We start from the raw sequence: 9,827 nt of genomic DNA, 5'->3' as shown, positions 1-9,827 counted from the left end.
CTCCAGGTAGCTACATTGGCGGGAAACCGTCGAATTGAGCGCAATAAGCCGGTTTGCTGGACTACAGCCCAGCCAACTAACGAAGAAAAAGCGAACCACGGCTCATCGCCCGTGGTTCGCTTCACTCTAACTAAGCTTATTTCGATCTCAGGAACGCATCCAGTTGCTTCTGCTTCTCTTTCAACACTTTATCGAGTCCGTTCGCGATTTCTTTCTTCTGGAATTCTTTCGCTTTCGATGGATCGATTGCGCCTGTTTCCAGACCGGCGATATATTTGCTGCGGACGGTAACGAGAGCGGCTACTTGCGATTTCACCGGCTGAGCGTTGAAGGTGAAGCCAAGCGCCGGGGACATCTTCGCGCCTTTGTTGAAGGCTTTGAATTGTGCCCATTTGTCGGAAGCTTCCGTATTCCAAACATAGTTCAGGAATTGGTTGCCGAACATCCAAGTCGCGCCTGGATTGTAGTTCGCTGCGCTCGGACCTGGCTTGATGATTTCGCCAGATACTTTCGAGTAATGCGTGCCTTCGATACCGAAGTTAAGCAGATTGTTCAAGTATTTGTCGGAGTGGAGCAGATTGATGAACATCATTGCGCGTGCCGGATCCTTCGACGTCGAGGAAATGCCGAGCATGGAGCCTGCTGTTTCACCCGTCGATACCGTACGGTCCGTCATGTTGATTTGCTTCAGCTTGCCAGCCAGGTTCGCAGCAATTGCGACCTCGGCATCTTTGCCTGGTTTCAGCGAAGCGACGATCATGAATACGTTGCCCTTCTTCAAGGCATCTTGACCGGACAGCTGCGTCGTAGCGGCATCGCGGTTAATATACCCTTTCTTGAAGATATCGCGGGTTAACGACAGCTGATCCATATACTTCTTGTCATCGAATCTTGTAATGACTTTGGTGCTTGTGCCGTCTTTGCGGATCAACCCTTCGATTGTCGTATCGCCAAGGTAATCCTGCTGCATGAAATAGTGCGAGTTGAAGTTGTCGCCGTCACGCAGGAAGAGCGGAGTCATACTTGGCATTTTCTTCTTCACCGATGCCAGAATCGGAACGAGGTCTTGAACGGATTTCACTTTGTTCAGCTGCGAAGTCAATCCGAGCTTGTCGGCGATATCTTTGCGGTAAATAACTCCGCCTTGCGCAGCCAATTCCTTGTTCGTCGGAATGCCGTAGTTATGGCCGTTTACCTTCGATCCCTTCAGGAAGGCGGGATCAAGGGAGCGAGTAATGTCTTTGCCGTATTGGGCGATCAGGTTGCCGGCAGGTCCTTTGGCATCGTCGAGCGCCAGGAACACGCCTTTCGCCACGTCGTTCGCATGACCGTTCCATTGGGCTGTGAAGATAATGTCCATCGGCTCGCGGCTTGCTTTGAGCAGGTTCATTTTGCTATCCCATTGGCCCCAGTCGATCGGGATCAGGTCAATCGTCGCGTTGATTTTGGACTTCAAATAATCGTTCATCTTCGCTTCGACTTTTGCCTCGTCCTTTGCCGGAGAGCCAGGGTAGTACAAAGTCAGCTTGTATGGTGCAAGTGGGCTGCTGGATGCAGCGCTCGCTACCGGCAACGCCGATAGAATAAGGCTTGCCCCTACAATCAGAGAGATGCTTCTTCCCAGCTTTCTTTTTTCTACGAACATGTGGTTGTGCCTCCCTTATAAGTTTAAGTGCGATGTATACTCAACCGGATGGAACCGGACCGAGCCGTTCGGAATACCTGCTCGCCTATTGCTTACCTACTTGCTTACCTATTTGCCTACCTACTAAACAACTCACTCACTGTGCCTCGCTAGCCCTTAATCGCGCCGACAGTCAATCCTTTAATGAAGAAGCGCTGGAAGAACGGGTATGCGAAGATGATCGGGCCGATACCGACGACAGCCATTGCCATGGTTACGGTTTCCGTAGGCAGCTGGTAGTCGGGATTTTGAGCCAGGATCGCCGAGTAAGCCGTCGAGTTGGCGCTCAAGAAGGTGATATCGAGCAGAGCCTGATACATGCGGAACTGGATCGTGTACAGCGTATCTTCATTAATGAAGAGCAAGCTTAGAAACCAGTCGTTCCAGTAGTTCAGCGTACAGAAGAGGCCGACGGTCGCAAGAACGGGCAGCGACAGCGGCAGTACGATCTGGGCGAATATGCGCCACTCGCCGGCTCCGTCGATCTTCGCCGATTCCAGCAGTGCAGCTGGCACGGAATGCGTGAAGAAGGTACGGATGAGCAGGACGAAGAACGGCTGAACGAACATCGGAATCATGAGCACCCACAGGTTATCCCGCAGATGCAAGCCCTGTGTATACAGCAGATAGAAAGGAACGAGACCGCTGTTGAACAGCAGGGTGAAGAACATGATGAAGGAGAACGCTTTGCGATGCGGAAAATCCTGCCTCGATATCGGATACGCATACAGCGCCATCGTAATAAGCGCGATCAACGTTCCGACCAATGTGACGAGGAGGGAAGTGCCGTAAGATCTGACGATACTCACCCAGTCACTGAGAAGAAAGTCGTACGCCGCAGTACTGAACTTCTCGGGCCACAGCTTATAACCATCGACGAGCACGGAGTTCTCATCCGAGAAAGATACCGCGATCACGAGAAGGAGGGGCAGTATGCATATAATCGTGTAGAACCAGAAGAAACCGTTAATGAGAAAGTTCGGGAAGCTTGCGATTTCATTGAAATGCTTTTTTCGTTTTGCTACAACTGTCGACATTAGGAGTCCCCCTTAGAACAATGCATCGTCTTTGCTGATCCGACGAATGACCAGATTTGACAGCAGCACCAGCACGAACCCGACGAGCGCTTGATAGAGGCCGGCCGCGGAAGACATGCCGATATCGCCGCTTACAATAAAGCCTTGGTACACGTAGGTATCAATGACGAGCGTCGTATCGTAGAGGATTCCCGAGTTGCGGGTCACCTGGAAGAACAAGCCGAAATCGGAATAGAAAATGCGGCCGATCTGCAGCAGAGTCAGAATGATCATGACCGGGCGAATCAGCGGGAGCGTAATGCTGCGGATTTGACGCCATCGGGAAGCACCGTCTATCGTTGCCGCCTCATAATACTCTTGGTCGATTCCGATAATAGCGGCCAAGAAGATAACCGCGTAATACCCGATTCCTTTCCAAGTATTGATGATGGGCAGGATGATCAGCCACCACTTCGGCTCCGAGTACCAGTCAATCGGTTCAACCCCGAGCCAAGGCAGCACTATACGGTTCAGGATTCCGATGTCCGGATTCAAGAAGGCGTATACAAGATAGGAAATAACGACCATCGACAGAAAGTAAGGAAGGAACATGACAGTCTGGTGAAGCTTCGCCAGTCGGCGGTTTCTCATGGCATTGAAGAGGAGGGCGAACGTAACGCCGATAACCAAATTCAAGAAGATGAAGATGGCGTTGTAGAGCAGCGTGTTGCGGGTAATCGTCCAAGCATCGGTCGTGCTGAACAAGTAATCGAAATTGGCTAGCCCGACCCATTTGCTGTCCAGGAAGCTTTGGATGAAACTATCGGCCGTATACTCAATTTGCTTGAAGGCGATCAAAGAGCCGAGCATCGGGAGGTAGTTGTTGAGCAGCAGCACCAGCAGTGCCGGAGCCATCATAATATAGAAAGGCCCAAACCTCTTCCAATAGCCGATGTTTTGTTTGGTTCGCGATTTCGTTTTCGGCACTGACGTCTTCGCCACGGCGTCCACAGCTTCTGTAGTTGGCGTCATCCCCATAACCATCCTTTCTTTCTCTTGTACCCTTATTGTATAGGAGTGGGACTTTAGCCATCTATCTACTACGGTGACTGACATAGCACTGTGGTGACATTCGGGAGATTCCAGCACTTAAAGCGACTAATGCAGGATTTGGTACATTTTGCGATACTCTTGAGGGGATAGCCCTGTCATCTTCTTGAATAGTTTGGCGAAATAGGAGAAATGGACATAGCCGACGCCTTCCGCAATGTTGCTCACTTTATCGTTCGTTTCGATCAGGAGTCGCTTCGCGCGTTCGATGCGCACCTCCGTGATGTAGTCCGATAAGGAGCTTCCTGTTTCTTTGCGATACAGACGCGACAAATAAGCCGGGTTGCGGTAGACGGAAGCGGCGATGTCGTCCCTGGTCAGCTCCTTATGCAAATTCTCATGAATGAACGACTGAACCTTCGCAATGACGGCGGAAGCGTCGCGCGGACGTTCCGCGATGGCTTGTCCCATTTTGTACACCATCTTGGAGGCCCATGCCAGCAGCTGGATCGAATTCCGCGGAACCTGATAGTCTTTCAATTCACTGACGGTGAACACATCGTAGATGGAAAAGCCCTTGCGATAAGCGACACGATACATCATGCTCATCATGCCGTAGTGGAAAAGCTCGAGCGCTTCGCGGCTTGCCTGCTCGGACTGCCATTGCTTGAGCGTATCTTCGACCAGCATGCCAAGCTGTTCATAACTGCCATTATCGAGCAGAGCCCCCCAATCCGCGAATGAAGGAAGTTGGATGCCCGTACCGGCGCCGCTCATTTCGTAACCGGACGAAGCTGCGTCCTGGACAGACTGCGGTGCGGATACGTTAGATCGTTCGAGCTGCTGAAGCCGATCAATAGAGCTGGAGAGTCCGCCTAGCCCAGCGTCTTCGCCCACATAACAGGACACTCTGCAGTGGAAATAGCTTTGGCACGCGTCTACATATTCACTGCATCTCCGCAGCAAAGCAGCACGATCGGCCGTATCGCCCTCGTTCAAATAAAGCAGCACCATGTTCAGTTCGTTGCGATCTTGGAGCACAGTGCCCGGCCATTCTCCCAAAATAATTTCCGCTGCCGATTTCCGGAGCGCGTATTCCATAATGCTCTCGTCGCGCGCATCGAGCTCGATATCCCACTGTTCGATGCTGAGCAGAACCGGAAGCACTCTGCTTCCCGTATTCAGCGGAATATCGAAGTATTCGAATTGCCGATTCAACCGTCCAGGAGACAGACGGACGCGGCCGGACAGAAGCTCCTGCCAGAAACGCTCGACCAGGATCGGAAGCTGATTCTTCCACTGTCTCCGGTTAATATCGATAATCTCCTCGAATTGCTGCCGTTCTCGGCGCAGCTCGATCTCAGCGAGTGCGCGTATCACGATTTCTTTCAACGTATCGTGATCGACAGGCTTCAATATGTAGTCGAAGCAGCCGTTATGCAGCGCTTCCTGGGCGTAATCGAATCTCGCATGCCCCGTAAGGAAGATGGTCAGCGTCTGCGGGCGGTTATCCCGTGTCCAGCGAAGCAGCTCCAGTCCATTCAAGCCGGGCATCTCAATATCGGAAATGATCAAGTCTACCGAATGCTCCTCCAGCAGCCGAATTGCCCTTGTTGCATCCTCGGCCTCCAAAATGCTCCCAATCGGTAAATCGCTCCAATCGATACCTTGTGTAATCCCCTTCAGCGCGTAGATCTCATCGTCGACGACAAGCATGCTAACCATCCGAGTAATCCCCTTTATTGTTCGTATTCGTATGAGAAAAGAAAGTGCTATTGTCCGCCTTCTACTAACCTGCTCGTCCCGTGAAGCGGCAGTCGCATTCGGACTATCGCCCCTCCGGACGCGCCGTTCAGGAAAGCAATGCCGCCTTCATCGCCGTATTGCATGCGGAAGCGTCGGAGAATGTTCCAGATCCCGAGATGCTGCTCGCCGGCTCCTTCGAAATGATCGCCATTCTGCAGACCTTCCAGAAATTCCTCCGGAAATCCCGGCCCGTTGTCCGTAACCGTCAGCATGAGGAAGCGGTCGGGCTCTTCATCGTCCTTGCTCGAGCATACGGCGATACGGAACGGCTCACCGTCCTGAACCTTCTTGGTAAATCCATGTATGACCGAATTCTCGACAAAAGGCTGCAGCAAGAGCGGGGACAACTGCACCGGTAAATGCTCGGGAAGCACATGAATCTCATACTCCAGCTTCGTCACATAGCGGATCTTCTGGATTTCCAAGTAATGCTCGATATGCCGGATCTCATCCTCCAGCGCAATCATCGTCCGATGTCCAAGCATTAAGAAACGGAAGTAGTCTGCCAGATGCAGGCTCATCTTCTGTACCAATTTGTAGTCCTTCAATGCCGCCAGGTTATAAACGATATTGAGGCTGTTCATATAGAAATGAGGATTGATCTGGATTTGGAGATGCTTATACTCGGCCTTCTGCACGCGGATCTGTTCCTCGTACACATCGATTTTGAGCTTCTCGATCTGTTCGGCCATCAGGTTGAACGTGCTCGACATGAAGGCGAATTCGCTGTTATCGGGGTTGACCGGAAGCCGAACATTGAATTTCCCTTGCCCCAGCTTCCGCATGCCGCGCACGAGCGCGACGAGCGGCTTGAACATCACCCGCTGCAGGAACAGCAAATAGAAGGAGAGGACGATGGCGACGGTGAGCGGGATCCAGATATAGAGCATCTTTTGGAAATAGGGCAGGTTCTTCAAAATATAGGTTTCGGGGATAACGATCATATAGTGGATATCCGAAATGGCAGACGGCTGGGTAATGACGAGAAAATGATTGTGGTTCCAGGTCGTTCTGCCCTGCTTGGTCATCTGCACGATATCGTTATGCACGACCGTCTCTTGCACGACAGGCAGCGGCGAGTTCGTCAGCGGATTGCCCGCCTTGTCAACGACAAACGTCGCTCCGTCCGGACCGACGTCGAATTTGCTGACTTCTTCGTTTAAGCGGTCAATTTGCACGAGTGCCCCCATATAGACGCCGAAGCCAAGATCGACCGTCTTAATGAGATAATTCGTGTCGTGCGGTATGGAGAAGCGCTCCCAGCGCTGCGTCTCCTCGGGCAAATCCTTTGAGGCAAGCTCCGTGGTATAGTTCAGCAGGGCATCTTGTACCTCTGCAAAGTGGAAGCTGTATTGGGTGGAGAAGAACATATCGTCATCTTTGCGGGAATAGACAAAGAAGGTGTCGACTTTATTGTAGTAGCCCGTATCGAGCAGGAAGCGCCGGGTCAGCTCCATCTTCGCCATCGTATAGTCCGAATCGTCATCGGCTAGTGAGAGGTTCTGGATCGTTTGAATGTCCGGGTCGCCTTGCATACGGTATAGATAACGCATCGTTTCCTGCAAAATGGCGTCGTTATTCTTCACTTGCTGCTCCATCAGGTTGTTGTAGTGCAGGGAGATTTGGTCGCGCACGACATTCGTCGCATACACATTGTTGTAGACGAGAAAGAGCACCATCGGTGCAGTCATAAGCAAAAAGCCGAATACAATCTTGAACCGAACGGACTGCCAATACTGCATATTTCCCCATCCCTCGCGCGATAGTATTCAAGCTATTCCCAGCTATTCCAAGCATACCCTAGAGAAATGAAAGCGGCAACAAAATCTGGGTCTATCGTCGCGCTGGAAAACAAAAGGGCTGCCCCTTAAGTCTTAGTGACTTGAGGGACAGCCCTTATTCATGCTAGGCGAGCTGGCGTTTCACCGTCCAGCCGGACGTTGGCGGTTCGACGACATATTGGTGATGCTTTCCGTCGGTGTCTTCGATGGTAAGCCTGAGCCCGTCTGCGACGGGGAGGATGTCATGCAGCTCACCGCCAGGGATAAGCTGCTGAACGAGCGGCATCATGGAAGGGAAGAGCGCATCCTCGAGCCAGATGCGCTCCGTGTACCATTGCGGAGCCGGTGCCGGAGCGGGATAGCCGCTCGCAGGTGCGCCGAGTGCGGCCGCCAGCGCGAGCGGATCGCCGTTGTCCGGCAGGTTGGCGCCAGCTCCGACCGCAGCGACAAAACGCAAGCAGAGCTCTATCGCATTCAGCACCTCGTCAAACTCGACGCTGCCGTTGGCGCAGCGGATTTCGACCGTTCCGATGTCGAACCATGTCCCCGTGTTGATGCCGCACCGTTGAGATTGCGGTCGCGCTTGATTTCGGACCGACTCGGCGCATGGCTCCGCCGCGTAGCGGTCGCGGATCTCCTGCGTCACCGGCGGACAGTACATCCGCCGGTGCTCGCTCATCCGCAGCAGCTGCTCCAGCGCACCTTGATGTCGCAGAGCAGCATCCAGCAAGGCGAGAACCGCATCCTGCCCCCACGGTTCGATTCCGACATGCACGTGCAGGCCGCAGCTCCAGTTGGCGGATGCACCTTGCGCTTTGAGCCGCGCGAGCATGACGCGGATCTGCTCGCGCTCGGACCATAGCATCGGAGGCGGCTTGAGCTCGCTTCCCGACAGCAGGCCCGTCTCGTCTAGCTGATGCTCATCCAGCGACATGACCCAGCCGGGCAGCAGTTCGAGCTCCTCCGGCTTGCCTCCAATAAACTCGATTTCTACTCCAAAACGAAGCATTTTCCAATCCACAACTGATGGCCGCATGCCAATCACCGATCCTCTCATTTTGTAAGAATAGTTGATTAAACGGTGAGAGGAGGTGGATCTCGGGCTCTAGTTCGAGTTCTAGGTCGAGTTCGAGTTCGAGCAAAGGCTTGAGCTTGAGCTTGGGCTTGGGCTTAACGGGGGATTTTTATTCTCGGCATCGCTGCTCGCCTCCTAAGATTGCTTTTTTCGCTACATCATTAATTCGTTAGATCCGGCTAGCAATCCTCTCTCAAAGATGCACACTCATCTAGTTCCTCTGCGAGAAGGCATTCATAGCATATAGAGAAACGATAGGAGGTGGTTAAGTACGGCTAATCAGTTTTTGGACATGCGTTTATCGGTTCATTCCAATGACAGTACAGGCACCACGGTGCTCTCGAGTATACCGCTCTTAATCGGCGATATCGGTCTTCAAACGGCTGGTGTTTCTCCGTTCAACGTTAGCAATGTTCGCGCGCTGCTTACGGGAACAGCCTCTGTTGCAAAAGTATTCGCGCCGACGACAGGAGATGAAGAGATCCCGGATCTTTCTGCGACGATTACAATAACGATTGAGCGAAACGGTACGGGAACGGCGGGCACGGGCGCTTTGATTTTGGAAGAGGTCGTATCGGTAGGCGTGGCACAGACGACGATTGCGCCGCTTAGCGTAAGCGCCGGCGGCTTTCCTCCGGCAGCTGCGGTCACGGCTGGGCAAATTCGTTATACGATGTTCATTAGCGTGGACAATCCGCTCTCGAATCTATTCGAATTCGAACTTGCCGGTCCTGCTGTATTTAACGGCATCGCTACAGCCGGCACAACTTAGTATATTCCTGCGAGGGACGCAATCTTACAAGAGTGGGGTAGCATCTTTTTTGTGGGCGGCGGGGCAAAGCTAATGGGAGTCGCATTAGAAAAGAGGTCGAGAGAGCTGTCTAGCTACCGAATCGTAATGGTGTTGTTTATAGCGTTGATGGTTGGTGCTGTGCCGAGAGTGCAGGCAGCGCCGAATGAAGAAGAGCCGTGTCAAAGGCTTGTCCTCACGCTGCTTAATCCGGTCATTCAAGCAGAGGTGAATAAGTATTACAGCAACCTATTAACGTACCTGCCAACTGTAGCACCGTTCCTCCCGTCTAACGAATTAACCTATACATACCACCAATCGCGAATTGATGTGACCGTAACGGTCCATCTTTATGTCGGTCCGCACCTAAGTGCGGGTAAGGATAGGATCAGGTTGACCGTGAGCAATACAAGCCAAGTAGATGTGGTGAGCTACGAGCATCTGGCGGATTACGAGCTGCCGCCGAATTGGGCGAATATTCGGAAGTAGGGGCGGAGTAGGTGGTAGTGGTAATAGAAAAACCAACTCGGAATTAACATAAAAGTGGTACCCAGGTATCTACATTGGCGGAAAACTCGCGGAATGAGCGAAAGAGAGTCCTCCAGGTATCTACATTGGCGGAAAA

General features: G+C 52.4%; 8 protein-coding genes. 2 read left to right on the top strand and 6 right to left on the bottom strand.

The annotated features are described in order from the left end of the window. Nucleotides 1-136: 136 nt before the first annotated feature. From A8990_RS21785 to A8990_RS21760, 6 genes are all read right to left on the bottom strand, one after another. Nucleotides 137-1,645 (bottom strand): ABC transporter substrate-binding protein, encoded by a 1,509-nt coding sequence (locus A8990_RS21785; RefSeq protein WP_116191163.1) that lies wholly within the window; start codon nt 1,643-1,645, stop codon nt 137-139. A 149-nt stretch (nt 1,646-1,794) separates the two neighbouring features. Next, complete coding sequence (locus tag A8990_RS21780; protein WP_116191162.1) at nt 1,795-2,721, bottom strand: carbohydrate ABC transporter permease; 927 nt, start codon at nt 2,719-2,721, stop codon at nt 1,795-1,797. A 12-nt stretch (nt 2,722-2,733) separates the two neighbouring features. Further along, nucleotides 2,734-3,732, bottom strand: a complete 999-nt coding sequence (locus A8990_RS21775) for an ABC transporter permease (protein ID WP_116191172.1) — start codon at nt 3,730-3,732, stop codon at nt 2,734-2,736. Nucleotides 3,733-3,858: 126 nt separating this feature from the next. After that, nucleotides 3,859-5,475: a response regulator transcription factor gene (locus tag A8990_RS21770; protein WP_116191161.1), complete on the bottom strand. Its 1,617-nt coding sequence runs from the start codon at nt 5,473-5,475 to the stop codon at nt 3,859-3,861. Between the two features lie 47 nt (nt 5,476-5,522). Continuing rightward, the gene (locus A8990_RS21765; RefSeq protein WP_116191160.1) at nt 5,523-7,298 is read right to left on the bottom strand and encodes a cache domain-containing sensor histidine kinase; all 1,776 of its coding nucleotides are present in this window, start codon (nt 7,296-7,298) and stop codon (nt 5,523-5,525) included. Nucleotides 7,299-7,461: 163 nt separating this feature from the next. Next, nucleotides 7,462-8,373 (bottom strand): amidoligase family protein, encoded by a 912-nt coding sequence (locus A8990_RS21760; protein WP_181909707.1) that lies wholly within the window; start codon nt 8,371-8,373, stop codon nt 7,462-7,464. Nucleotides 8,374-8,704: 331 nt separating this feature from the next. Between A8990_RS21760 and A8990_RS21755 the strand changes: the two genes are divergently transcribed. Then, a complete protein-coding gene (locus tag A8990_RS21755; protein WP_116191158.1) occupies nt 8,705-9,184 on the top strand; it encodes a hypothetical protein in 480 nt (159 codons plus the stop codon). 72 nt (nt 9,185-9,256) lie between these two features. Beyond that, nucleotides 9,257-9,691, top strand: coding sequence for a DUF3888 domain-containing protein (locus A8990_RS21750; RefSeq protein WP_147306847.1), 435 nt, complete (start codon nt 9,257-9,259; stop codon nt 9,689-9,691). Nucleotides 9,692-9,827 lie beyond the last annotated feature (136 nt).

The organism is Paenibacillus taihuensis (assembly GCF_003386535.1).
Taxonomy (GTDB): Bacteria; Bacillota; Bacilli; order Paenibacillales; family Paenibacillaceae; genus Paenibacillus_Z; species Paenibacillus_Z taihuensis.
Note: the sequence above shows the minus strand (reverse complement) of the source record. Positions and strands in the feature narration are given on the sequence as shown.

Bases quoted from the DNA above. Each gene is read 5' to 3' on its own strand.
- A8990_RS21785 (WP_116191163.1), bottom strand. From the start codon at position 1,645: ATGTTCGTAGAAAAAAGAAAGCTGGGAAGAAGCATCTCTCTGATTGTA.
- A8990_RS21780 (WP_116191162.1), bottom strand. From the start codon at position 2,721: ATGTCGACAGTTGTAGCAAAACGAAAAAAGCATTTCAATGAAATCGCA.
- A8990_RS21775 (WP_116191172.1), bottom strand. From the start codon at position 3,732: ATGACGCCAACTACAGAAGCTGTGGACGCCGTGGCGAAGACGTCAGTG.
- A8990_RS21770 (WP_116191161.1), bottom strand. From the start codon at position 5,475: ATGGTTAGCATGCTTGTCGTCGACGATGAGATCTACGCGCTGAAGGGG.
- A8990_RS21765 (WP_116191160.1), bottom strand. From the start codon at position 7,298: ATGCAGTATTGGCAGTCCGTTCGGTTCAAGATTGTATTCGGCTTTTTG.
- A8990_RS21760 (WP_181909707.1), bottom strand. From the start codon at position 8,373: ATGCGGCCATCAGTTGTGGATTGGAAAATGCTTCGTTTTGGAGTAGAA.
- A8990_RS21755 (WP_116191158.1), top strand. From the start codon at position 8,705: ATGCGTTTATCGGTTCATTCCAATGACAGTACAGGCACCACGGTGCTC.
- A8990_RS21750 (WP_147306847.1), top strand. From the start codon at position 9,257: ATGGGAGTCGCATTAGAAAAGAGGTCGAGAGAGCTGTCTAGCTACCGA.